The organism is Mycobacterium neumannii (assembly GCF_002245615.1).
Lineage (GTDB): Bacteria > Actinomycetota > Actinomycetes > Mycobacteriales > Mycobacteriaceae > Mycobacterium > Mycobacterium neumannii_A.
Map to the genome: position 1 here is coordinate 88,663 of NZ_NKCO01000010.1, position 22,297 is coordinate 110,959.

General features: G+C 68.4%; 25 protein-coding genes. 8 read left to right on the forward strand and 17 right to left on the reverse strand.

The features are described from left to right. Positions 1-31: 31 nt before the first annotated feature. The 8 genes from CEX88_RS13805 to CEX88_RS13840 form a co-directional block, all read right to left on the reverse strand. The gene (locus CEX88_RS13805) at positions 32-1,132 is read right to left on the reverse strand and encodes an SDR family oxidoreductase (protein ID WP_064399688.1); all 1,101 of its coding nucleotides are present in this window, start codon (positions 1,130-1,132) and stop codon (positions 32-34) included. A gap of 31 nt (positions 1,133-1,163) precedes the next feature. Continuing rightward, positions 1,164-1,265: a 30S ribosomal protein bS22 gene (locus CEX88_RS13810; protein ID WP_003402602.1), complete on the reverse strand. Its 102-nt coding sequence runs from the start codon at positions 1,263-1,265 to the stop codon at positions 1,164-1,166. Positions 1,266-1,396: 131 nt separating this feature from the next. Beyond that, the gene (locus tag CEX88_RS13815; protein ID WP_064351303.1) at positions 1,397-1,657 is read right to left on the reverse strand and encodes a helix-turn-helix domain-containing protein; all 261 of its coding nucleotides are present in this window, start codon (positions 1,655-1,657) and stop codon (positions 1,397-1,399) included. A gap of 127 nt (positions 1,658-1,784) precedes the next feature. After that, on the reverse strand, positions 1,785-2,666 hold the full coding sequence (gene proC, locus CEX88_RS13820) for a pyrroline-5-carboxylate reductase (RefSeq protein WP_094293904.1): 882 nt from the start codon (positions 2,664-2,666) through the stop codon (positions 1,785-1,787). A gap of 60 nt (positions 2,667-2,726) precedes the next feature. Then, entirely contained in the window at positions 2,727-3,599 is an 873-nt protein-coding gene (locus tag CEX88_RS13825; protein WP_094293905.1) for a thioesterase family protein, read from the reverse strand. 46 nt (positions 3,600-3,645) lie between these two features. Then, on the reverse strand, positions 3,646-4,491 hold the full coding sequence (locus CEX88_RS13830; protein ID WP_094293906.1) for a sugar phosphate isomerase/epimerase family protein: 846 nt from the start codon (positions 4,489-4,491) through the stop codon (positions 3,646-3,648). 15 nt (positions 4,492-4,506) lie between these two features. Continuing rightward, complete coding sequence (locus CEX88_RS13835) at positions 4,507-5,670, reverse strand: hypothetical protein (RefSeq protein ID WP_094293907.1); 1,164 nt, start codon at positions 5,668-5,670, stop codon at positions 4,507-4,509. Positions 5,671-5,696: 26 nt separating this feature from the next. Continuing rightward, positions 5,697-6,695 (reverse strand): Ppx/GppA family phosphatase, encoded by a 999-nt coding sequence (locus tag CEX88_RS13840; RefSeq protein WP_064399693.1) that lies wholly within the window; start codon positions 6,693-6,695, stop codon positions 5,697-5,699. A gap of 12 nt (positions 6,696-6,707) precedes the next feature. Here CEX88_RS13840 and CEX88_RS13845 point away from each other — a divergent pair, with 12 nt between their 5' ends. Continuing rightward, a complete protein-coding gene (locus CEX88_RS13845; RefSeq protein WP_202931492.1) occupies positions 6,708-7,505 on the forward strand; it encodes a DUF3109 family protein in 798 nt (265 codons plus the stop codon). Then, positions 7,502-7,816, forward strand: coding sequence for a YciI family protein (locus CEX88_RS13850; protein ID WP_202931493.1), 315 nt, complete (start codon positions 7,502-7,504; stop codon positions 7,814-7,816). Before CEX88_RS13845 ends, CEX88_RS13850 begins: the two co-directional genes overlap by 4 nt. A 7-nt stretch (positions 7,817-7,823) precedes the next feature. Here CEX88_RS13850 and regX read toward each other — a convergent pair whose 3' ends face one another. From regX to CEX88_RS13880, 6 genes are all read right to left on the reverse strand, one after another. Further along, positions 7,824-8,510 (reverse strand): two-component sensory transduction protein RegX, encoded by a 687-nt coding sequence (regX, locus tag CEX88_RS13855; RefSeq protein ID WP_064419926.1) that lies wholly within the window; start codon positions 8,508-8,510, stop codon positions 7,824-7,826. Next, a complete protein-coding gene (locus tag CEX88_RS13860; RefSeq protein WP_094293909.1) occupies positions 8,507-9,691 on the reverse strand; it encodes a sensor histidine kinase in 1,185 nt (394 codons plus the stop codon). Before CEX88_RS13860 ends, regX begins: the two co-directional genes overlap by 4 nt. Before the next feature lie 137 nt (positions 9,692-9,828). Beyond that, positions 9,829-10,590, reverse strand: a complete 762-nt coding sequence (locus CEX88_RS13865) for a phosphoglyceromutase (protein WP_094293910.1) — start codon at positions 10,588-10,590, stop codon at positions 9,829-9,831. A 108-nt stretch (positions 10,591-10,698) separates the two neighbouring features. Beyond that, the gene (locus CEX88_RS13870) at positions 10,699-11,205 is read right to left on the reverse strand and encodes a type III secretion system chaperone family protein (protein ID WP_064425348.1); all 507 of its coding nucleotides are present in this window, start codon (positions 11,203-11,205) and stop codon (positions 10,699-10,701) included. Beyond that, entirely contained in the window at positions 11,202-12,530 is a 1,329-nt protein-coding gene (gene mshA / locus CEX88_RS13875) for a D-inositol-3-phosphate glycosyltransferase (protein WP_094293911.1), read from the reverse strand. The genes CEX88_RS13870 and mshA overlap by 4 nt, the downstream gene beginning before the upstream one ends. Before the next feature lie 36 nt (positions 12,531-12,566). After that, positions 12,567-13,913 carry an ROK family transcriptional regulator gene (locus CEX88_RS13880; RefSeq protein WP_094293912.1) on the reverse strand — a complete coding sequence of 449 codons (1,347 nt, stop codon included), beginning with the start codon at positions 13,911-13,913 and terminating at the stop codon, positions 12,567-12,569. Positions 13,914-14,103: 190 nt separating this feature from the next. Between CEX88_RS13880 and CEX88_RS13885 the strand changes: the two genes are divergently transcribed. Together CEX88_RS13885 and CEX88_RS13890 are read left to right on the forward strand one after the other, a co-directional pair. Continuing rightward, positions 14,104-14,862, forward strand: a complete 759-nt coding sequence (locus CEX88_RS13885; RefSeq protein WP_094293913.1) for an SDR family oxidoreductase — start codon at positions 14,104-14,106, stop codon at positions 14,860-14,862. Between the two features lie 84 nt (positions 14,863-14,946). Continuing rightward, on the forward strand, positions 14,947-15,195 hold the full coding sequence (locus CEX88_RS13890) for a hypothetical protein (RefSeq protein WP_068200513.1): 249 nt from the start codon (positions 14,947-14,949) through the stop codon (positions 15,193-15,195). Positions 15,196-15,231: 36 nt separating this feature from the next. On the opposite strand, the gene CEX88_RS13895 is transcribed toward CEX88_RS13890, so the two are convergent. Both CEX88_RS13895 and CEX88_RS13900 read right to left on the reverse strand, forming a co-directional pair. Next, positions 15,232-16,524, reverse strand: a complete 1,293-nt coding sequence (locus CEX88_RS13895; RefSeq protein WP_094293914.1) for a L,D-transpeptidase — start codon at positions 16,522-16,524, stop codon at positions 15,232-15,234. A gap of 15 nt (positions 16,525-16,539) precedes the next feature. Continuing rightward, positions 16,540-17,595, reverse strand: a complete 1,056-nt coding sequence (locus tag CEX88_RS13900) for a UDP-N-acetylmuramate dehydrogenase (protein WP_094293915.1) — start codon at positions 17,593-17,595, stop codon at positions 16,540-16,542. A 26-nt stretch (positions 17,596-17,621) separates the two neighbouring features. Here CEX88_RS13900 and CEX88_RS13905 point away from each other — a divergent pair, with 26 nt between their 5' ends. The 4 genes from CEX88_RS13905 to CEX88_RS13920 all read left to right on the forward strand — a co-directional run bounded on the left by CEX88_RS13905 (position 17,622) and on the right by CEX88_RS13920 (position 20,804). Continuing rightward, on the forward strand, positions 17,622-18,128 hold the full coding sequence (locus tag CEX88_RS13905) for a DUF2505 domain-containing protein (RefSeq protein WP_094293916.1): 507 nt from the start codon (positions 17,622-17,624) through the stop codon (positions 18,126-18,128). Between the two features lie 70 nt (positions 18,129-18,198). Beyond that, positions 18,199-18,981, forward strand: coding sequence for a class I SAM-dependent methyltransferase (locus CEX88_RS13910; protein WP_202931494.1), 783 nt, complete (start codon positions 18,199-18,201; stop codon positions 18,979-18,981). Positions 18,982-19,077: 96 nt separating this feature from the next. After that, positions 19,078-19,893 carry a carbon-nitrogen hydrolase family protein gene (locus tag CEX88_RS13915; RefSeq protein ID WP_094293917.1) on the forward strand — a complete coding sequence of 272 codons (816 nt, stop codon included), beginning with the start codon at positions 19,078-19,080 and terminating at the stop codon, positions 19,891-19,893. Continuing rightward, a complete protein-coding gene (locus tag CEX88_RS13920; protein ID WP_094293918.1) occupies positions 19,890-20,804 on the forward strand; it encodes an LmeA family phospholipid-binding protein in 915 nt (304 codons plus the stop codon). The genes CEX88_RS13915 and CEX88_RS13920 overlap by 4 nt, the downstream gene beginning before the upstream one ends. Positions 20,805-20,807: 3 nt before the next feature. Here CEX88_RS13920 and CEX88_RS13925 read toward each other — a convergent pair whose 3' ends face one another. Next, the gene (locus CEX88_RS13925) at positions 20,808-22,259 is read right to left on the reverse strand and encodes a zinc ribbon domain-containing protein (protein WP_238382067.1); all 1,452 of its coding nucleotides are present in this window, start codon (positions 22,257-22,259) and stop codon (positions 20,808-20,810) included. Positions 22,260-22,297 lie beyond the last annotated feature (38 nt).

A 22,297-nucleotide genomic window follows, 5' to 3' on the forward strand; every position in this document is an offset into this window, starting at 1 on the left:
TTCCTTCTCCCCACCCGATAGATTGATGCGCCTAGCGCCCCCACCGTTGCGCCGCGGCAACGGCGCGACTCTCCATTGAGCGTACCCACCGCGGGTCGACGATCGGAGTCAATCCGCGACCTCGGACGTAATCGTCGAAGGCCTCCACCGTCGTCCACTTCGGGTTATAGCCGAGATCGTTGCGCATCCGCGATGTGTCCATCACTCTGCCATAACTGAGGTAGTTCAGCTGCTCACGATCGAGTTCAGTGTAACGAGTCGCGCGCCTCAGCGAATCCACCGCCGCCAGCGCCGATCGCGGCACGGGCAACGCGATCCGGCCGGCCCTCCGGATCGCCTGGCTCATCATCACGATCCCGGACGCGCCGACGTTGTAGGTGCCCGCCTTGCCCGCCATCGTCGCGCGCTCTAGCGCCCCGAGCGCATCCTGCTCGTGCAGCAGCTGGAGCCGGGCGTCGTGTCCGATGACCGTCGGCACCACGGGGCCGGCGAGGTACCGCGACAGCGCGGTGTCCATGCCCGGCCCGATCATGTTGGCCAACCGCAGGATGGTCACCGCGATGTCGGGCCGACGACGCCCCAGCCCTCGCGCATAGCCCTCGATGTCGATGCTGTCGCGGGCGAAGCCCTCCCCCGGTGGCCGTCGCGCGCTGGTGTCCTCGGTGAACATCACCGGGTCGCGTGAGGTCGAGCCGTACACCTCCGACGTGGACTTGAGCACCACGCGCTGCACCGACGGTGCCTTCTGGCAGGCCGCGAACAGCTGGATCGCGCCCATCACGTTGAGTTCCTTGAGCGTCGCGCGGCCCCCGGAGCGAGGTGCGTAGGACGCCGCCGCGGCATGCACCACGGTGTCGACGTCACCGTTGCGGATGACCTTCGCGATGAAGGGATTGCGGATGTCGGCGCGGACGAACTCCGCGCGGCCCATCCGCCGCAGAAGGTCCTTGCTCGGAGTGATCGCGTCGACGGCGATCACATGGTTGATCAACGGGTTCTGCGCCAACCTGGCCGTCAGGTAGCCGCCGAGGAACCGGCACGCCCCGGTGACCAGCACGACCTTCGGATACTGCACGGCGTCGCGCGGGTCAGCTCCGTTGACGTCTCCGTTGGCACGACCCTCGGAATCCATGTCCGGTCAGCCTAGCGACGGCGGGCGGCGATTACTTGCCGAGTTTTCTGCGTTGGACCCGGGTGCGACGAAGCAGCTTGCGGTGCTTCTTCTTCGACATGCGCTTGCGCCGCTTCTTGATGACTGAACCCATGAACTCCGCTACCTACGCCTTACCTGCCCGATGAGCATCGTTGACTGACCCGGCCACTTTACCGGGCTGTGCAGGTAACCGCGAAACGCGCCCAACGCCGGCGACGGTCACGCCGGGGAACGCGGAGGAGATCAGCCTGCGTCGAAGTACGAGCTCTCCAACATGTCGTGAACAGCCTTCGCATGCACGCGGAACGAGCGGCCGACCCGGACGGCAGGCAGCTCGCCGTTGTGCACCAGCCGGTACACCGTCATCTTGCTGACCCGCATCAGGCTCGCCACCTCGGCGACGGTGAGGAATTGCGCCCGTGGCTGTTGACCGTCGGATCCGGAGTCCCGAGCCGACTTCCCACTGGCCGAATCCCGCGAGGATGGCCCGTTCATAGACGTCATCGCAACCCAATCATTCAGGCACGGGCAGTTCCAGCGGCTTCCCCACCGCTGGCACCAACCCGTGCTTACACGAGGAGAATAGCGTGGCAGATGGTGTTACTGCGACGGGTGTGGGTAATTCAAAGAATTACTCAGATGTAATTCCGAGCTGCTCAGAGCGCTTTTTCGCGGCCTCGACCGCCCTGGCAACGGCCGCCCGCAGGCCGCCCCTCTCGAGTTCGCGCAGACCGGCCGCGGTGGTGCCGCCCGGCGAGGTGACCGTCGCGCGCAGTTGAGCGGGCGTGGTGTCCATTCCGGCACCCGACGGGCCGCCGGCGGCACCGCCCGCGGAGGCGGCCCGGTCGAGGCGATCCAGCAACATCGCGGCCGAACCCGCCATGGTCTGTGCGACGAGGTCGGTGGCCGCCGATCGCGACAGTCCGGCGTCGACGCCGGCGTCGACGAGCGCCTCGACCATCAGGAAGAAATAGGCCGGCCCCGACCCGGAGATCGCGGTGACCGCGTCGAGTTGGGACTCGGGGACCGTGAGCACCCCGCCGACCGCGTCGAAGATCGCCGAGACCTCCTTCATCTGTTCGGGGGTGGCGAAGCGACCGGCCGACAGCGCGCTGACTCCCCCGCCGACGACCATCGGTGCGTTGGGCATGACGCGGATCACCGGCGCGCCGGCGGGCAGCTTGTTCTCGTAGTACTCGGTGGTGACGCCGGCCGCGACCGTCACGAAAACCTGTTCGGCCGTGTCACTTTCGGCATTGGTCGCCGCATCGACAATCTCGTCGACGAGCCCGGCCACGTCGGCCGGTTTGACGGCCACGATCACATAGCTCGCGTGGTCCACCGCGTTGGCCACCGTCGTCACCAGCACCGAATAGGTGTCGGCCAGGTACTGAGCCCGGTCCGAATCCTTCTCCGCCACCACCAGGTCCTTGACCTGCCGCCCGGCCCGCAGCAGCCCGGACAGCAGTGCCTCACCGATACTTCCACCGCCGACGATCGCGATTCTGGCCATGCCGGAAGCATGGCAGACGGTCGGGCACCGCGTGTGCGGCCACCCGCCGCGGCTTGCCGCCTATCCCTGCGGAACCATCGCGAGTTGGCGGGTCTGCACGACGATGTGGCCCTCGCAGTCGACGACGATGTGGTCCTCGTCGAACCAGTCCTGGCCGATCTGCACGGTCGTGCAGAGCACGCGCAACCACCCGTCGGCCGGCCGGCTGCGCAGGTACGCCGTCAGCTGGACGGTGGGCGCCCAACCGAACCGGTTGACGCCGAACGTCACAGGAGCCGACACGTCGCCGCACAGCAGCGCGAAAAGCACGTCCGGGGCGACGCCCTTGGGTCGCACCCAGTACTCGATCACCGGCGGGCCGCCGTCGGACCGCGGTTCCATCGTGGTCAGCGAGGGCCGGATGTCGCAGCCGCGCGCGAGGTGCACGATGTCGGCCATCGGGTGGCCCTCACCGATGGGCTCGAGTCCGGGCGGCGGATCCGGTTGCATCAACGGGATCACGGGATTGACCGAGAGCAGCGGCGCCACATGATGTTCCGGCTCGCCGAGCGTGATCGCGGCCCGCACAGCGGTATGGTCACCCTGGTTGAGTTCGACGTCGATCAGGCTGACGCGACGCCCGCGTTTGCGCACGGTCGTGACCACCTGCATCGGGCCCGGGTCGGGCGCCCACAGGAAGTTTCCCGACACCGCGATCGGTTCCACGCCACCGCTCGCCTGATCCGCCGAGTCGTCTCCTGCGCTGCGCGCGTGGGCCGATCGTTGCAGCCCCCTGGAATGCTCCGTCCGCGCGGCGTTCGCGCACAGCGCGAGCATCGCTCCGCCGTGCACCTTCGGCCCGATCGTCCAATGTTCGTTCAGCTCACCGTGATACACGCCGTCACCGGCGTGGGTGAGCGCCATGGCGTCGGTGAACAGGGTGGAGCCGGCCATCTGGTGAATCCTTCTGGAAACGAGTTCGGAACGAGGTCAGGGGGTGTCAGCGCAGCAGGTGCCTGCGGGCGAACTGCAACGACTCGACCAGCAGCGCTTCGCGTTCGGCGGCGGTGCGCGCACCCGATGTGGTCACCTCAAGGATCACATGGCCGTTGAAGTCGCTTGCGGCCAGCATCTCGCACACCTCCACCGTCGGCTGAGTGCCGCGGCCGGGCACCAGATGCTCGTCGGTCGAGGCGCCGCTGCCGTCGCACAGGTGCAGGTGCACCAACCCCTCGCCCATGCGGCGCGCCATCTCGAGTGCGTCGGAGCCGGCGGTCGCGGTGTGCGACAGGTCGAGCGTGTAGTGGGCGTGGTCGCCGTCGAGCGGATCGTAGGACGGCGCGAACGCCGAGATGCCCGGGCCGGGCCTGCCGCCGCGTTTGCGCATGCGCTCGATCGAGGTCTGACCCGCGCCGAAGAAGCGGTCGGCACGAAACGGGAACATGTTCTCGACGGCGACCATCACCTCGCTGGACTCCTCAAGCTCGGCCACCTGCTCGGAGAAGCCTTCGGCGTAGCGGCGCTGCCACCGGAAAGGCGGATGCACGACGACGGTCTGGGCGCCCAGTTGCTCGGCGGCGCGCACGCTGCGTTCGAGTTTCGGGATCGGGTTCGCACCCCACACCCGCTGGGAGATCAACAGGCACGGCGCGTGCACCGAGAGCACGGGCATTTCGTAACGCTTCGACAGCTGCTCGATGGCGTCGACATCTTGGCTCACCGTCTCCGCCCACACCATGAGCTCGACCCCGTCGTAGCCGAGCTTGGCTGCGTATTCGAAGGCCGCCTCGGTTCTCAGCGGGTAGACCGAGGCCGTCGACAGACCGACCTTAATGGCTGGACGCACGGGTGATTGGGCGCCTCAAGCCGCCTGCATCAATGCCAGCGGCCCGAATGTCACCATCGCGCCGACCGCGACGGCGATCAGTGTGCTGCCGATGTCCTCGGTCTTGCGGACCACGCGCACGCCGACCACCAGGCCAAGGATCACCAGCACGCCCAGTACCAGCGCGACGATGCTGTTCCACTTCCACAGCTGGTCGAAGGCGATGAACAGCCCGGCGCCGAACGCGACCGCGACCACGCACTGCCCGACGACCATCGCCCCGCGCAGGATCGACGACATCGCACCCGAACGCGGTGCGTCCTCCTCGTCGAGGTCGACGTCGGCCGGGCTCAGGTCGTCGTCCGGCCGGGCGACATCGTCGTCGACGTCGGGACCGCCGAACAGGGCGTCGTCGGGAGAACGCAGGTAGGACGGCCTGTCGTCGCGCTCATCGTCTTGCTTGGGCTCGGTCACGGCGACCGCCGCGTCGGCGGCCTCGTCCTCGTCGGCGTCCGGATCGGCCCAGTCGACGGGGTCCGGGCTCATCTCCTCGGCGCCGACCTGGGCATCGCCGGGTTCTGCCGGTGCACTGCGACCGAGCATGCCGAAGCGTCGGCGCGCGAAGGCCGAGCGCCGCGGCGGGGCGAAGAAGTCGAGGTCCTCGTCGGCGTCGCGCTGCTCGATGTGGGTCTGGTAGTCGGAGACGGCATCGGCGTAGTCGGTGTCCTCGTCCGCACCGGCCGCGTCGCCAGCCTCGTCCTCGACGGCCTCGACCTCGGAAGTTTCGGTGTCGGAGGCCTCGAGAGGCTCGTCTTCGGGAACCTCGAGGGCTTCCTCCTCGACCGTCTCCTCGGTGTGGTCGACGGCGCCGTTGGCGGCAGCGGCCTCGGCAGTCTCGGCGGGGGCGGCCTCAGCGGTGTCGGTGGCGGGTTCGGCGTCCGCGGCCTCGGAGGGCGCGACGGGCTCGGTTTCGGCGGGGGCCTCGACCGTCGCGGCGGCCGAACGCCCCGTGGCGGGTGCGTCGTCGTCACGGATGATCGGGATCTCACCGGTCAGTTCGGCGACGGTCACGGAGTCGGCGCCGCGGCGACGACGGCGCCGCCCGCCGACCGGCGGGGCACCGATCGTGCCGTTGCGCGCCAGCAACTCCGCGACCGAGATGGGACGCGTGTTGCTGTGGTCGTCTTCTGATCCTGTCATCGTGTGTTGCCTTCGGGCCTCGTCATCTATCGTCCAGCATTACGCACAAACGTCTGTACTGAGGCCGGATTGTGGGTACCGCCGGCGAGACCGCTGCCATCGGCTTCGCTGTCGAGTCTCCGCAGAATCAGCCCCTCCCGCAACGCCCAGGGGCAGATGTCGACGCTCTCGACACCGAGGGCATTCATGCTCGCCTCGGCGACCAACGCTCCGGCCACGATCTGTGGCGCCCGATCGGCACTCACCCCTTCCAGTTCGGCACGGTCAGCCGCGGTCATCCTAGAGATGAAATTTATGAGCTGCCTTAAGCCGGTGGCGGTCAGCGTCCGTTTGACCCGCGGGCCGGCCCCCGAGGGCGCCGCGCCGGTCAGCCTGGCCAGCGACCGGAACGTCTTCGACGATGCGACCGCCAGGTCGGGAGCGCCGGCCTTGAGCATCTCGGCGCCGGCGTCGGCCAGCTCGGTGGCCAGCCAGTCGCGCAGCATCGCCACCCGCCGCCTGCCCGGCGGATCGTCGGGGAGCCACTCGCGGGTGAGCCGGCCCGCCCCGAGCGGAAGCGACAGCGCAACCTCCGGCTCCTCGTCGACGCCGTTGGACAGTTCGAGCGAGCCGCCGCCGATGTCGATGTTGATGATCCGTCCGGCGCTCCAGCCGTACCACCGTCGCACCGCAAGAAACGTCAGCCGCGACTCGTCGACGCCTGCGAGCACGCGCAGCGCCACCCCCGTCTCGGCGAGAATCCGTGCGAGCAGTTCTTCGGAGTTCTTCGCGTCGCGCACCGCGGACGTGGCGAACGCCATCAGCTCCGCACAGCCGGAACTCGTGGCGATCTTGGCGAATTCGTCGATGGTGCCGATCAGCTTGTCGGCGCCTCTGCGGGTGATCTTGCCGTCACTGTCGATGGCCTCGGCGAGGCGCAGCGAGGCCTTGGTCGAACTCATCGGCGTCGGGTGCCCACCGCGTCGCGCGTCCACCACGAGAAGGTGAACGGTATTGCTGCCCACGTCGAGCACGCCTAATCGCACTCATCCAACTTAATGGGTCTACCGTTGAGAATTGTGACTGCACCGCACCCCGGAGAGGTCGAACTCGATTTCGCCCGTGAGTGGGTCGAGTTCTACGACCCCGACAATCCCGAGCACTTGATCGCCGCCGATCTGACGTGGTTGCTCTCGCGGTGGACCTGCGTGTTCGGTACCCCGGCGTGCCAGGGCACGGTGGAGGGACGCCCGGATGACGGGTGTTGTTCGCACGGGGCGTTCATGTCCGACGACGACGACATCGCGCGCCTCGACGACGCGGTGAAGACGCTGACCGACGAGGATTGGCAGTTCCGCGAGAAGGGGCTCGGCAAAAAGGGCTACCTCGAGATGGACGAGTACGACGACAAGCCCAACCTGCGCACCCGGAAGCACAAGGGCGCCTGCATCTTCCTCAACCGGCCCGGTTTCGCGGGCGGTATCGGATGCGCACTGCACAGCAAGGCGCTCAAGCTCGGCGTCGAACCGCTGACCATGAAACCCGACGTGTGCTGGCAGCTGCCGATCCGTCGCACGCAGGAGTGGGTGGAACGACCCGACGGGACCGAGATCCTCAAGACGTGGATCACCGAGTACGACCGTCGCGGCTGGGGTGAAGGCGGTGCCGACCTGCACTGGTACTGCACCGGCGATCCGAACGCGCACGTCGGCAGCAGGCAGGTGTGGGAGTCCTACGGCCCCGAGCTGACCGAACTGCTCGGCGAGAAGGCGTACGCGGAGCTCGCGGCGATGTGCAAGCGGCGCAGCGGATTAGGGCTCATCGCCGTGCACCCCGCCACCCGCCTGGCCGGATGACCGAATCCTTGGGCGCCGCATCGCTGTTCCTGTTCCGGCTGATCCCGCCGCGACCGGATTTCGCCCAGACCATGACGCCCGCCGAGGAGCAGGCGATGGCGGCGCATCAGGAGTACTGGGAGCAACTGTTGGCGCAGGGCCGCGTCGTCGTCTACGGCCCGGTCGCCGATCCCGAAGGCGTTTGGGGGCTGGGCGTGCTGCGTGCCGACGATCGCGCCGAGGTGCTCGCGATCGCCCAGCGTGACCCGTCGGTCACAGCCGGTGTCAACACGTTCGACCTCCTCGAGATCATGGGCGGCACTACCGGTTAGACCGGCGTCAGCCCTCGAGTTTGTAGCCCAGGCCGCGGACGGTGACCAGATGTACCGGATTGGCCGGATCGGCCTCGATCTTGGACCGCAACCGCTTCACATGGACGTCAAGGGTTTTGGTGTCGCCGACGTAATCGGCACCCCACACGCGGTCGATGAGCTGGCCGCGGGTCAATACCCGGCCGCTGTTGCGCATCAGGTACTCGAGCAGGTCGAACTCCTTGAGCGGCATCGTGACCGGCTGTCCGTTCACCGAGACCACATGGCGCTCGACGTCCATTCGGACGGGCCCGGCCTCGAGCACGCCGTCACCGATCCCGGGGTCGTCGTTCTCGGCGCCGCGCCGCAACACCGCGCGGATACGAGCGATCAGCTCGCGGGCTGAGTATGGCTTGGTGACGTAGTCGTCGGCGCCGAGTTCGAGCCCGACGACCTTGTCGATCTCGCTGTCGCGGGCCGTCACCATGATGACTGGAACGCTTGAGCGCGAACGCAATTGACGACACACATCCGTACCGCTCATGCCGGGAAGCATCAGGTCGAGCAGCACGATGTCGGCGCCGGAGCGCTCGAACTCGGCCAAGGCCGCGGGCCCGTCGGTGACGACGGTGGCCTCGAAGCCCTCTTTGCGAAGAAGAAAGGCCAGGGGATCAGCCAAGGACTCCTCGTCCTCCACGATCAGCACACTGGTCATTGGTTTCGCTGGTCCTCTCGTTCGTCCGATTCGTGATCGGGATAGGCCGGAATCGACAGGGTGAACGTCGATCCCGTTCCCGGCTGACTCCACAGCCGGATGCTTCCGTTGTGGTTGGCCGCCACGTGCTTGACGATGGCCAACCCGAGCCCGGTGCCGCCGGTGGCCCGGGACCGCGCCTTGTCGACGCGGAAGAATCGCTCGAAGACCCGCTCCTGGTCCTCGCGGGCGATGCCGATACCGCGGTCGGTGACGGCGATCTCGATGTTGTCCCCGCGCCGCCTGCGGCTGATCGACACCGACGACCCGTGCGGTGAGTACGCGATCGCGTTGGAGACCAGGTTCGCGATCGCGGTGACCAGCAGGGCTTGGTCTCCGAGGGCGCGGAAACCGGTCGGCGCGTCGGTGGTGATCTTGATGTCTGCGTTGTCGGCGGGCACCTTGTGCCGCGACAGCGCTTCGGACACCACGGTGTCGACGTCGACGGCCGCGAGGTCGGGCAGGCGCTCGGCGCCCTGCAGCCGCGACAGCTCGATCAGCTCGCCGATCATGTTGGCCAGCCGGTTGGACTCGGCGACCATCCGCTCGGCGAATCGGCGCACGGTCTCGGGGTCGTCGGCCGATGCGAGCAGCGCCTCGGCCAGCAGCCCCATCGCCCCGACCGGCGTTTTGAGCTCGTGGCTGACGTTGGCGACGAAGTCCCTGCGGGTGGCCTCCATGCGGGCGTATTCGGAGTGGTCGTCGACGTAGACGACGGCGAAGCGGCGGTCCTGGTCGGTCAGCAGCTGAACGTGTCCGCGCACCGACAGGCCGGACCGGCCGGGGTTGACGCGCTTGTGTGCCCTGAGGTCGACGTCGCCGGGCTGGCCGGTGGCCAGTGTGCGCTCGGCGGCCCGCCAGGCCCGCTCGTCGAGCAGCCGGTCGCGAACCAGTCCCAGCTCGCGGGCCCGGTCATTGGCGTAGACGACGTCACGGAAGTGGTCGACCACCACGATTCCCGTGGGCGCCCGCGATGCGATGTGGGAGAGCATCTGTGAAACCGTGACCCCGCTCTGCGCGGTGGTGCGACGCTGTCTGCGATCGGTGAGGCGGGGGCTCAAACGCGCCCCGAGCGCGATACCGGCTCCCAGAGCGAGCAGTGCGACCACCGCTGCCAGCAGCAGTGCCCAAACGACACTCACGCCGAAATCGTACGCACCCGGTGAACGTCATCCCAGCAGCGTGCGGCCAAAACGGGACAACTCACATACCGAAACACCGAAATTCGGGCTCCGGACCCCCGCTGTTCACCGTCCGTTCGCCTGGGACGGCTGACGGACTACTTGGCGCCCTGTGCGGCGACGGCTGCCGCGCCGGCGGCGGCGGCCTCGGGATCCAGATAGGTGCCGCCGATGACCTTCGGTTTGAGGTCGGAGTCCAGGTCGTAGCGCAGCGGGATGCCGGTCGGGATGTTGAGGTTGACGACGTCCTCGTCGGACATCCCGTCGAGGTGCTTGACCAGGGCGCGCAGCGAGTTGCCGTGCGCGGCGATCAGCACGGTCTTACCCGCGCGCAGGTCGGGCTCGATGGTCTCGGTGTAGTACGGCACGAACCGCTCGACGACGTCCTTGAGGCATTCGGTGCGCGGCGGACCGCCGGGCAGGTCGGCGTAGCGGGGGTCCCCGTCCTCGCTGTAGGTGCTGCCCGGCTCGATCGGCGGCGGCGGGGTGTCGTAGCTGCGCCGCCACGCCATGAACTGCTCGTCTCCGTAGCGCTCCTTGGTCTCGGCCTTGTCCAGGCCCTGCAGCGCGCCGTAGTGGCGCTCGTTGAGCCGCCAATCGCGGTGCACCGGAATCCAGTGCCGGTCGGCCTTGTCCAGGGCCAGATTCGCGGTGGTGATCGCGCGGCGCAGCAGCGAGGTGTAGACCACGTCGGGCTGGCGATCGAGTTCTGAGATCAGCTCGCCCGCGCGTACCGCTTCTGCGCGGCCCTTCTCGGTGAGGTCGACGTCGACCCAGCCGGTGAACAGGTTCTTCTCGTTCCAGTCGCTCTGGCCGTGGCGGAGCAGGATCAGCGTGCAGTCACCCCGGGAATCAGACATGCCACAATCCTCTCACGGCAGACGGATCGCCCACCCCCCGCACCGAGACCGACGAAATGGTGGAATTCGGTTGAAAAAACCCGCCAAAACGTCGATCTGGGCGAAGGGTCAGTCGTCCTCGTCGTCGATCAGGTGGGCGAACGCCTGCAGGTTCTTCAGCGACTCGCCGCGCGACACCCGCCATTCCCACTCTTTCTGGATCGACGAGCGAAATCCCAACTCCAACAAGGTGTTGAAGTCGTTGTCGACGGCTTCGAGCACCTGACCGAGGATCCGGTCGACCTCGTCGGAGGTCACCGATTCGAGCGACATCCGCCCGACGAGGTAGATGTCGCCGACGTTGTCGAGCGTGTACGCGACCCCGTAGAGGCGGCGGTTGCGCTTGAGCAGGAACCGGTAGACGCCCTCGTGGTTCTCGTCGGGTTTGCGGCAGACGAACGCCTCGATGCGTACCGAGTGCTCACCGATCGACAGGATCGTGTTGGTCTTGAGCCGTCGCTCGCCGGGCAGTTCGACGATGATGCCGGCCAACCCGCCGCGCGCACCTTCGTGATACGTGCAGACCAGGCCGTTCTCCTTGCACGCCTCTTCGATGATCTTCGCCGCGTTGGTCATGCCCGCACCCCCCGCCGCCGCGAGAACCGCCGACCCGTACGGCGCGCGCCGTCACGCACCTGATGACGTGCCCGGTAGTCGGCGATGGCGCGGCCGTAACTGGCCAACAGCGCGTCGACGGTGCGGGCCCACGAGAACGTCGCGGCGTGGGCCGCGGCCGCGGGCCTCAGAGCGTCGGCGCGGCCCAGCACATCGCCGATGGCGTGCGCCCAGTCGCCGTCGTCGTGCCCGTCGACCAGTGTCCCGGTGACACCGTCGCGCACCGCGACCGGCAATCCGCCGACCGCAGCGGCCACCACCGGCGTCCCGCATGCCTGAGCTTCGACCGCGACCAGGCCGAAGGACTCCGAATAGCTGGGTACGGCCACCAGGTCGGCGGCCCGGTACACGTTGACCAGCTGGTCGCGCGACTGGGGCGGCAGGAACGTCACCCGGTCCGAGATACCCAGATCGTTGGCCAGTCGAATCAGCCCGTCGGGGGCCTGTAGTCCGGAGCCGGAGGGGCCGCCGGCTACCAGCACGCGAACGCCCGGCAGTTTGGCCGCGGCGCGCAGTGCGACGTCGGGCGCCTTCAGCGGCTGGATGCGCCCGACGAACGCGACCACCTGCTCGTCGGTGTCGAGTCCCAGCGCGGCACGCGCGGCGTTGCGGTCGCCGGGTGTGAACGTCCCGAGGTCGACGCCGGGGTGCACCACGTCGATCCTCGTCGGATCGGCGTTGTGCACCGAAACCAGTTGCTGCGCTTCATGTTCGGTGTTGACGATCAACCGGTCGGCCTCGTCGACGACCTGCTGCTCCCCGACCGCGCGCAGCGGCGGTTCGGGTGAGTCACCCTCGGCCAGGGCGGCGTTCTTGACCGCGGCCAGCGTGTGCGCGGTGTGTACGAGCGGCACCGCCCAGCGGTCGCGCGCCAGCCAGCCGACCTGACCGGACAGCCAATAGTGCGAATGCACGATGTCGTAGTAACCGGGTTCGTGCGTCGCCTCCGCGCGCAGCACCCCCGCGGTGAACGCGCACAACTGGGTGGGCAGGTCGTACTTGTCGAGCCCCTCGAACGGGCCTGCGACCACGTTGCGCACCAGCACACCGGGCGCGACCCGCACAGTGGGTTGGTCGGCCGACGAGGTCGCCCGCGTGAAGATCTCCACTTCGACCCCGCGGCGAGCCATCTGCAGCGCGCTCTGGAGCACGTAGACGTTCATCCCGCCCGCGTCGCCGGTGCCGGGCTGGGCCAACGGCGACGTGTGCACCGACAGCACGGCGACGCGCCTGGGGACCGGAAGTCCGGCGGCATCAGAACGGGAAGGATCCGTTGCTAGGCGCACACAGACATGTCTACACCGTCGGCCCGAAGCGCCCCGTTACGCAGGGACCTCGGGCCTGGCTTCGGGCACGCGCGGTTGCGCGCGACGCATGGCACCGATCGGGTCGGCGTACAACCCGCCCAACGACACCACGCCCGCGCCGGCCTCCTGAACCCGGTTGCCGAACACGGTGAGCCGGATCTCGCGGGCGGGCATCACCGATCGCTGCGCGAACGCGGCCTCCACGGTGGCCATGCCCTCGGGGTACTCGGTGAACGCCTGACCGCCGACGACGAGGTCGTCGGGGTTGAGCATGTCGCGCAGCAGGGCGACGGCCTCGCCCAACACTCGCGCGCGCTCGGCCAGCAGTTCCTGCGCCGGTTGGCTGCCCTGGCGCGCGGTCTTGAGCAGCGCCTGCATCGTCGAGCCCGGTCCCTCGAGCGGGATGATGCGTGCCTTGCGAGCGGCGATCAGCACCGCTTCGTCACTGACGGTCGACTCCAATTGGCCGGTGCCGCCGAGCAATTCGGAGTGTGCGGGCAGCGCGGCGATGGTGCCCGGACCGCTGGCCGGGGAGTGCACGCGCCCGCCGATGGACAGCGCATACCCGACGGTCTCGCGGGCATAGACGTACAGGCTCGTGCCCGCGGGGGCGAACAGCGTTTCCGGCCATGCGGTCGACGGTTGCCTGCGCGCCCCCAGCAGGAGTTCGGCGCCCGCCATCGCGTCGACGTGGGAGGCGACCGACACCGGCAGTCCGATCGCCTCGGCGAGCACCGGCCCGACCGGTGAGTCCCACCATCCGAGCCGCGGGTGGTCCAGGTATCCCGTCGTACTGTCGACGACACCGCCGGCGGCCACCCCGACCCACAACGGGCGTCGGCGGTGCCAGCGGTTCAGGTAGCGGCGGGCGCTGCCGGCCAGCGACGTCAGCGCCGCGGCCTGCGGGCCCCGCGGGGTTGACGTCTCCACCACGTCGAGGGTGCGGCCGAACAGGTCGGTGGCGACGATGCTGGTGGTCTTCGCACCGATGTGGACGCCGAGCGTGAGGAAGGGCTCGTGGTTCACCTCGACAGGCACTCGGGGCCTGCCGATCGCGCCGGAGGCCGCGAGATCGGCGCGCTCCCGCAGCACACCGGCCTCCAGCAGCGCGGTGACCTGGCGGTTGACGGTCGCGATGCTCAGCCCGGTGACCCGCGCGATCGCGTCACGGGCGATGGGTCCGCGCAGGCGGGCCGCACTGAACACCGAGGCGGCGGCCGCGTCGGCGATCTTCAGTGACGGCGCGACGATCCGCGTGCGGGCGTGGCGGTGCCGACCGGTCACGGGTGTCAGCGTCTGCTTGGGGCGCTGCGCGCTGCGCACGGGGTTGTTCGCGGGGAGGGTGGTGACGGGAGTGCTCATCTGCTTGTCCTTGGGGAGAATTCGGCCGGCGGCGGTGTTCGGGCCACACCCGGCGATTCAGAAGGACAGCGATGTCGTCTTCGAAACAGTCAGGCGCGGCGAGGCGTGCGACAACAACAACACGCACGCCGCATACAGGCCTGACTGGACAACACGAGGTGAACTTAGCACGCCAACTAAGGTTGGGCAGATGACGACTTTCCAGGCCGACGGTCGTGTCGCGGTGGTCACCGGCGCAAGCGCCGGGATCGGTGAAGCGACCGCGAGAACCCTTGCAGCACAAGGCTTTCATGTCGTCTGCGTGGCCCGGCGCGAGGAGCCACTCAAGGCCCTGGCCGACGAAATCGGCGGCACCGCGATTGTGGCGGACGTCACATCCCTCGAGGCGGTATCGGCGCTGGCGGCTGCACTGGACCGGGTGGATGTGCTGGTCAACAACGCCGGCGGGGCGCGCGGGCTCGATCCGGTCGCCGAGGCCGATGTCGAGCACTGGCGCTGGATGTGGGAGGTCAATGTGCTCGGCACGCTGCTGGTGACCCGCGCGCTGCTGCCGAAGCTGATCGCGTCGGGCGACGGGCTGATCGTCACGATCACCTCGATCGCGGCGGTGGAGATCTACGACAACGGCGGCGGCTACACCTCTGCCAAACACGCGCAGGGCGTGCTGCACCGCACGCTGCGCAGCGAGTTGCTCGGAAAACCGGTGCGACTCACCGAAGTTGCGCCCGGCATGGTGAAGACGGATTTCTCGCTCAACCGGTTCGAGGGCGACGAAGACCGCGCCGCGAAGGTGTACGAAGGCGTCACTCCACTGGTGGCCGAAGACATCGCCGAGATCATCGGCTTCGTCGCCAGCCGGCCGTCGCACGTCGATCTCGATCTGATCGTGGTCCGGCCGCGCGATCAGGTCAGCGGGTCCAGCGGATCGCGGTTCAACCGAAGGCTCTGAAGATCTCTACGTTCGCGTCGATCATTGAGCCGCGGGACGTTATCTTCCACTCGAAATCAATTCAACTGGACAGGGTGGGATGACATGAAGAAGGCAATCGCGGTCGCTGCACTGGCGTTCGCGGGCTTGATGGGCGCAGCGGGAACGGCCCATGCCGTTGATTACCTGGAGACGGACGCGAACGGGCAGCCGTGGTTCTGGGCCACCGAGGCCGAATGCCAGTCGGACGCCCCCATCGTCTGGAACGATCCGAACTTCGACCGGGCCTACCCGTATTGGTTCTGCGCCCCGGGCGACGGCGGCTGGTATCTGTTCAGCACCGACGGTCAATAGACGGGTCAGCCGCCGGGCGTGCTGACATTGTGAACGTCACCCGCCCGGACGGCCGCTCACCGGCTCGGGTGCTCCCGACGGCGTCGCGGGGGCGGTGCTCGGCATGTCCGGGGCGTTCGCGTCCGACAGCGCCGACATCGATTTCCACTCCTCCCACGGCACGGCCCAATCCCAGATGTCGCCGTCGGCGTAGGACAACTGGATGCGCGTGCCGGTGACTTCGACGGGATCGCCGTAGATCGCGCTGTTGAAGTACTGCTGGGCGTCGGACTCCGACAGGTTGATACAGCCGTTGGTGACGTTGGAGTTGCCCTGCGAACCCAGGCTGGCCGGGTTGGCGTGGATGAACTCGCCGTTGTTGGAGATCCGCACGGCGAACCGTTCGCGGACGTTGGCGTAACCGGCCGCCGGGTTGGTCATGTAGAAGTCTTCGTACTTCTCGGTCACGACGTGGATGCCGCTGCGGGTGACGTTGCGGTCCAGGTCGCCTTCGCCGTAGCTACAGGGGAAGTCCATGATCACCGCGCCCGCCCCGTCGAGCACCTGGATGCGGTGCGACGACGCCTCGGCCCTGACCACCTGGCGGCGGCCGATCTCGAAGTGCAGCGAGATGTCCTGCGCGCCGTAGGCGCCGTCGCCGAACGGCACCCCGTAGAGCTTCGCGTCGACGTTCACCTTGGTGCCCGCCGGGTAGTACTCGCGGGTGCGGTAGTGCACGCGCGACCCGCCGACCTCGTCGGGCAGCCACGCCCAGCTGCCTTCCACCTGCGGATCGGTGGTGACCTTGAGCGCTTTCTCGACGGCGGCCTTGTCGCTGATCGGTCCGTCGAACTGGATGATGACCGGCGCCGCCACCCCGACGACCTGACCGTCGCCCAGCTGGAAGCGGCCGCTCACCTGGGTGCTGGGGCTGATCGTAGAGAACGAGCCCTCGACGGGCGCCGCCTTGCCGTCGCGGCCGACGACCGAGCCTTTCCATGTGTACTGCACGCCGTAGCCGAGCGGTTCGGTGATCGTGAACTCGGTGCGGTCGCGGTTGAGCGCACCGGCGACGACCTTCCCGTCGGGGTTGGTCAACGAGACCCGCTGAAACCAACCGTCGGCGACCTGGACACCGACGGGCGCGGTCGGCGGGACGTCGGTCGCGGCGTTTGCCGGCGTGAAGTCCAGCGAGGGGGCTCCGGACGCTTCACCGTCCTGCGACGCCGCAGACCCGTCGTCCTTGGAGCCGCACGCGGCCAGCACGCCCGGCGCGACGACGCCGACCGCCAGTGCGGCCAGGGCGCGCCGCCGGTTGAACCCCGGCGGTAGGGGTTCTGCTGTACTCACGTGGATCGAGCGTACCTACAGCGAGCACCCGATCAGGACAGGCTCGGCTGTGAGCTCGATCCCGAATTTCGTTCGGACGCCGTCACGTACCGTCCTGGCCAGCGCGATCACGTCGGCGGTGGTGGCGCCGCCACGGTTGGTCAGCGCCAGCGCATGCTTGGTCGACAGCCGGGCGGCGGCGCCTTCGCCCGGATGGCCTTTGCCGAAGCCGGCCTGCTCGACCAGCCACCCCGCGGCCAGTTTGACCCCGTCGGGGGCCGGATAGTTGGGCACCGGCCCGTCGACCGAGACGCTGAGCCGATCGAACTCCGCGGTCGTGATGACGGGGTTGGTGAAGAACGAGCCCACGCTCCAGGTGTCGTGATCGTCGGCGTCGAGCACCATGCCCTTGCTCGCCCGCAGTGCCAGCACCGCCTCGCGCACCTCGAGCGGATCGGCGCGTGCGCCCTGTTCGGCGCCCAGCGCGGTGGCCAGTTCGCGGTAGCGCAGCGGCGCGCTGCGTCCGGCCGGGTCCAGCGCGAACTCCACCTCGAGCACGATCGCGTCGTGCGCGTATTTGAGGACGCTGGTGCGGTAGCCGAACCGCAGCGCGTCGGGTTGGACCCAGCCGTCTTCGCCGGTGCGACGGTCCAGCAGGCGCACCCGTCGGATGGTGTCGGCCACCTCGGCGCCGTACGCGCCGACGTTCTGTACCGGTGTGGCCCCGGCCGACCCCGGTATCCCCGACAGGCACTCCAGGCCACCCAGACCGTGCGCCAGCGACGTGACCACGACGTCGTCCCACACCGCACCGGCCTCGGCGCGCAGGACTTCACCGTCGACGGTGATCTCGGTGTTGGCGAGATGGATCACCGACAGGTCGGTCAGCTCGTCGGACAACACGACATTGGAGCCACCCGCCAGAACGAGCGCGTCGTCGCCGGGGCCGAGCGTTCGGACCACGTCGATGACCTTCTGCGTGGTGTCGCACGTGATCAGCCGTCGCGCGACGGGTCCCACCCGCAGCGTGGTCAGCGGCGCAAGCGGCACCCGCTCCTCGACGGAGGCACCCCCTAGTTGCGAACCGACCACGGGCGGTAACGGTAGCCTGACCAGCTATGCCGCGCTCATTCGACATGGCCGCCGAGTACGGGGGAACCGTCGAGCAGGTCCACCGGGCGTTCGGCGACGAGCGGTACTGGCTCGCGCGGCTGACCGATTCCGGCGCCGACATGTACTCGCTGGACTCGATGGTCATCGACGATCGGGGCGGCATCGATGTCGTCACGACGCAGACGCTGCGCGCCGACCGGCTGCCCGGTGTGGTGACCCAGTTCCACCGCGGAGACCTGAGCTTTGTGCGCGAGGAGGCGTGGAGCCCGGTGCTCGACGGGAAGGCCACCGCGACGGTCAAGGGGTCGATCCCCGGGGCGCCGGCAAGTTTGGCGGGCACTGCGGTCCTGAGCCCGGCGGACAGCGGCTCGCGGCTGGAGTTCACCGTCGAGGTCGAGGTGCGAGTTCCGTTGGTGGGCGGCAAGATCGAAAACTTCATCGGCGGCCAGCTCGTCGACCTGCTCATCGCCGAACAGCGCTTTACGACGCTGTGGATCGCCGAAAACGCTTGAGGCGCAACCTCAAGAGGTGGTGCCGCCGAGGGCGGTGACGCAGAACCGCCGGCGGCCATACACTTGGGCCATGAGCGGGCCAATCGGTCAGCTGACACGCGGCACCACCGGCTACAACCGGCTGCGCCGCAGTGACCGCTGGCTCGTGCACGCGCCGCGGGTCCGCGCCGCCCTGGCGGCTGCCGAGGATCCGCTGGTCATCGATCTCGGTTACGGCGCGCTGCCGGTGACGACGCTGGAGCTCGCCGCCCGGCTGCGGATGGTGCGCAACGATATTCGCGTCGTGGGCCTGGAGATCGATCCCGACCGCGTGCAGGCAGCGCAGGCCGCGGGGTCCTCTGCTGTGCAGTTCGGCCTCGGTGGTTTCGAATTGGCGGGGATGCGGCCCGTCCTGGTGCGGGCGTTCAACGTGTTGCGGCAGTACCCGGTCGAATCGGTTCACCAGGCGTGGTCGACGATGCAGCGACAGTTGGCGCCCGGTGGCCTCATCGTCGACGGCACCTGCGACGAGGTCGGCCGAAGAGCCTGTTGGATCCTGCTGGACGCCGACGGGCCGCTGAGCCTGACGCTGGCCTGCGACCCGTTCGCGATCGAACGGCCGTCCGACCTGGCCGAGCGGCTGCCGAAGGCACTGATCCACCACAACGTCGACGGCCAGCCCGTGCACTCATTGCTGACCGCCGCCGACCGTGCGTGGGCCAGCGTCGCCGGCCACGGGGTGTTCGGTCCGCGAGTCCGCTGGCGTGCGATGCTGGAGTTGTTGTGCGACAACGGTTTTCCTGTCGTACCTGCGCGACGCCGGATGCGTGACGGAGTGCTCACCGTGCCCTGGCCGACCGTCGCGCCGACCTGAAGCCCGGGGCCGTAACCGCTGACGCGATTTGTGCGCGTTGAAGAGCGGTGAGCGCAACCAAACGCACACGAATCGCAGCGCCGTAGGCTGGGCCGTATGCGGATTGCCCTCGCGCAGATCCTCAGCGGCACCGACCCGTCGGCGAACCTGGCGGTCGTGGAGGACTACACGCGCCGCGCCGCGGACGCAGGCGCGCGCATGGTGCTGTTTCCTGAGGCGACGATGTGCCGGTTCGGGGTGCCGCTCGCCCCGGTCGCCGAACCGCTCGACGGGCCGTGGGCCTCGGCCGTGCGGGCCATCGCCGAGCGGGCGGGCATCGTCGTCGTGGCGGGAATGTTCGTGCCTTCCGGTGACGGGCGCGTTCTCAACACGCTGATCGCCGCCGGCGCCGGCATCGACGCGCACTACGAGAAGATCCACCTCTACGACGCGTTCGGGTTCAAGGAGTCCAAGACGGTCGCGCCCGGCCAGGAGCCGGTCCTGATCGAGGTCGACGGCGTGGGAGTCGGGCTGACGCTGTGCTACGACATCCGGTTCCCCGAGCTCTACGTCGAGCTGGCCGAACGTGGTGCGCAGCTGATCACCGTGCACGCCTCGTGGGGCAGCGGAACGGGCAAACTCGACCAGTGGACGTTGCTGGCGAGGGCCCGCGCGATCGACACGACCGGCTTCGTCGCCGCCGTCGACCAGGGCTGTCCCGAACCCGACGTCGCCGCGCTCGGCCCGACCGGTGTGGGTGGCAGCCTGGTGGCGTCCCCGACCGGTGACGTGCTGGTCAGCGCCGGTGACGACCCGCAGTTGCTGGTGACCGACATCGACCTGGAGGACGGCCGCAAGGTACGCGAGACGGTCGCGGTTCTGCGCAACCGCGCGGACTTCGCTCGTCGCGGTAAGGCAGAATCGCGCTCGTGACTGACCCGTGGGCCCGCCCGAACCAGCCGTCGCCGCAGCAGGGCCAGGTCCCCCCACCCCAGCAGGACCAGACGCCTCCGCCGCCGCAGGGGCCGCCACCGCAGGGCCCGCCGCCGGGACCCCAGGGACCGAATGAACCGGGCCGGAGCGAGCCGCCGCGCTCTGAGTCGAGACTCAGGAGCCTGTTGCGCGATCCCCTGTCGATCGTGCTGGTGGTCGTCATCGTGGTGGCCCTGGTGCTGGCGGGCGTGCTGGCCGGAGAACTGTACGCACGCAACCGCGCGAACGACGTCGTCGCGGGCGTCACGTCATGCGTCGTCGAAGACGAGGCCAGCGCATCGTTCGGCGTCATGCCGCCGTTCCTGATCCAGCACATGTCCGGCCACTACACGAACATCTACATCGAGACCGCTGGCAATCAGATCCGCGACGCCAAGGGTATGAAGGTCGAGTTGACCATCGAGGACGTCCGCCTCGAGGACACGGCCACCTCGGGCGGCACGGTCGGCTCGCTCGTCGCGGACATCAACTGGTCGTCGGAGGGCATTCGGCAGACCATCTCCGATTCGATCCCACTCATCGGCGCATTCGTCAGCGGGGTCACGACCAACCCGTCCGACGACACGATCGAGTTGGAAGGTGCGCTCGGCTCGATCAGGGCGCGGCCGACGGTCGCCGACGGCGGAATCTCGCTGCAGGTGATCGAGCTGACCGGCCTCGGCTTCACGCTGCCGCGCGAAGCCGTGCAGCCGGCGTTGGACGCGTTCACCTCCGAGCTGACGAAGAACTACCCGATGAACATCAAAGCCGATTCCGTGGAGGTCACCGATGACGGCGTGGTGAGCCGGTTCTCGACCCGCAACGCCGACATCCCGAAGGGTCAGCAGGATCCGTGCTTCGCCGAGCTGTGACCCTCAGTCGGTGACACCGGTCCAGCGGAAGCTGTTGACGTACTTGCCCATATCGATCGCCAGCTGCAGGTTCGCACCCGATGGATGCCCGGTGCCGAAGTCGGGGGTGAATTCGCGGTAGGGGCCGATGGCCGAGGCCACCAGCGCGACATCGTTTTTGATCGCGACCATCACGATCAGCCGAAGCCGGGTGAAGCTACCGCTGGCGTCCTGCGGATAATCGTCGGCGACGACGCCGTAGCCGGGTTCGTAGCCGACCATCGCGTTGGGGATCTCGTATTCCGTTGTGGCGTCGGGGTAGTACTCCTCGATCAGGTCCTGGGCGACCTGCTTGGCGGTCCGGTTTTCGGCGGGCAGACCGAACAGCTCGAGCATGCCGGTGTCGCCGCCGGTGAAGTCGAGTTCGACCCCATCGGGAAGCAGGGTGGCCTCGTACGCGCTGCCGGGCCCCGGGTATTGGACGGAGAACGTCCCGTCGGCGGCATAGAAACGCGGGTTGGATTCGATGGGCTCGCCGATCGGTGGGCGTCCACAATCGGGCGGGCACACGATCTTCGGGATGTCGGGGGTGGTGAGCACGGCCGCCACCACACCGGCCATCACCGCGATGGCGGCGCCCGCACCCAGCGTCGCAAGCACCCGCGCGCGGCCCATGCCTTCCTCGATGCTCCGCACCGGTAGCTTCGGAGCCAGGGCCCGCTGTCCACTGCGCAGCGCAGCCAGTGCGACCGCGGCGATCACGACATGGACGATCAGGTGCACAATGTGCGGTACCGGGGCGTACTCGGTGACACCCATGACCATGTAGAGCACCAGCGTCACAACCACACTCGCGACGATCATCCTCCGCCGGCCCGCCCACAGCGCGATGCCGACGAGTCCGCCGAGCGTGAGCGCGGTCAGCGGCAGGGTCAACCCCTGGATACCGGCCTGCACCAGAAGCGCGCTGACCCACAGGTCTTCGGCCCTGACGCCGGTCGCGAACTGTGGGGCCAATCTGACCAAAGTCGCTGCCGACGTGAACACCACGGCGCTCAACGCGCCGACCGCGTAGCCGTCGAGCGGCAGTCGAGGCAGCCCGCGGCGCAACCGCAGCACTGCCGGCGGGATCAGCATCACGAGCGCACCGCCGACCGGTATCGCGGTGCCTACCAACAGCTTTTCGCGATCGAGCTCGCCGCCGCTGAGCGCGACATCGTGAGACTCGGCCACGATGTTGCCGGTTGTCAACGCCCACGCGGCGCCGAGTGCCGCAGCCAGCGCAGCGGTCAGCACCAACTGCCGTGCCGGGACGTCGTGACCTGCCTGATGCAGATAGACGACGAACACCAGCGCCACACCGACCGCTCCGATCGCGATCAGCGGCGCCTGCCAACGCAGCACCGCGAACCCGACCAGCATCACCGCAAGCGCTGCCAGCGCCAGCCCGAACGTCGTCCTCGACGAAGGCGCCACATGTGGAAACAGGGTGCTCGTCAAAGGATTTCGCCACC

Bases quoted from the DNA above. Each gene is read 5' to 3' on its own strand.
- CEX88_RS13805 (WP_064399688.1), bottom strand. From the start codon at position 1,132: ATGGATTCCGAGGGTCGTGCCAACGGAGACGTCAACGGAGCTGACCCG.
- CEX88_RS13810 (WP_003402602.1), bottom strand. From the start codon at position 1,265: ATGGGTTCAGTCATCAAGAAGCGGCGCAAGCGCATGTCGAAGAAGAAG.
- CEX88_RS13815 (WP_064351303.1), bottom strand. From the start codon at position 1,657: ATGACGTCTATGAACGGGCCATCCTCGCGGGATTCGGCCAGTGGGAAG.
- proC (WP_094293904.1), bottom strand. From the start codon at position 2,666: ATGGCCAGAATCGCGATCGTCGGCGGTGGAAGTATCGGTGAGGCACTG.
- CEX88_RS13825 (WP_094293905.1), bottom strand. From the start codon at position 3,599: ATGGCCGGCTCCACCCTGTTCACCGACGCCATGGCGCTCACCCACGCC.
- CEX88_RS13835 (WP_094293907.1), bottom strand. From the start codon at position 5,670: ATGACAGGATCAGAAGACGACCACAGCAACACGCGTCCCATCTCGGTC.
- CEX88_RS13845 (WP_202931492.1), top strand. From the start codon at position 6,708: ATGGGTCTACCGTTGAGAATTGTGACTGCACCGCACCCCGGAGAGGTC.
- CEX88_RS13850 (WP_202931493.1), top strand. From the start codon at position 7,502: ATGACCGAATCCTTGGGCGCCGCATCGCTGTTCCTGTTCCGGCTGATC.
- regX (WP_064419926.1), bottom strand. From the start codon at position 8,510: ATGACCAGTGTGCTGATCGTGGAGGACGAGGAGTCCTTGGCTGATCCC.
- CEX88_RS13865 (WP_094293910.1), bottom strand. From the start codon at position 10,590: ATGTCTGATTCCCGGGGTGACTGCACGCTGATCCTGCTCCGCCACGGC.
- CEX88_RS13870 (WP_064425348.1), bottom strand. From the start codon at position 11,205: ATGACCAACGCGGCGAAGATCATCGAAGAGGCGTGCAAGGAGAACGGC.
- CEX88_RS13880 (WP_094293912.1), bottom strand. From the start codon at position 13,913: ATGAGCACTCCCGTCACCACCCTCCCCGCGAACAACCCCGTGCGCAGC.
- CEX88_RS13885 (WP_094293913.1), top strand. From the start codon at position 14,104: ATGACGACTTTCCAGGCCGACGGTCGTGTCGCGGTGGTCACCGGCGCA.
- CEX88_RS13890 (WP_068200513.1), top strand. From the start codon at position 14,947: ATGAAGAAGGCAATCGCGGTCGCTGCACTGGCGTTCGCGGGCTTGATG.
- CEX88_RS13905 (WP_094293916.1), top strand. From the start codon at position 17,622: ATGCCGCGCTCATTCGACATGGCCGCCGAGTACGGGGGAACCGTCGAG.
- CEX88_RS13910 (WP_202931494.1), top strand. From the start codon at position 18,199: ATGAGCGGGCCAATCGGTCAGCTGACACGCGGCACCACCGGCTACAAC.
- CEX88_RS13915 (WP_094293917.1), top strand. From the start codon at position 19,078: ATGCGGATTGCCCTCGCGCAGATCCTCAGCGGCACCGACCCGTCGGCG.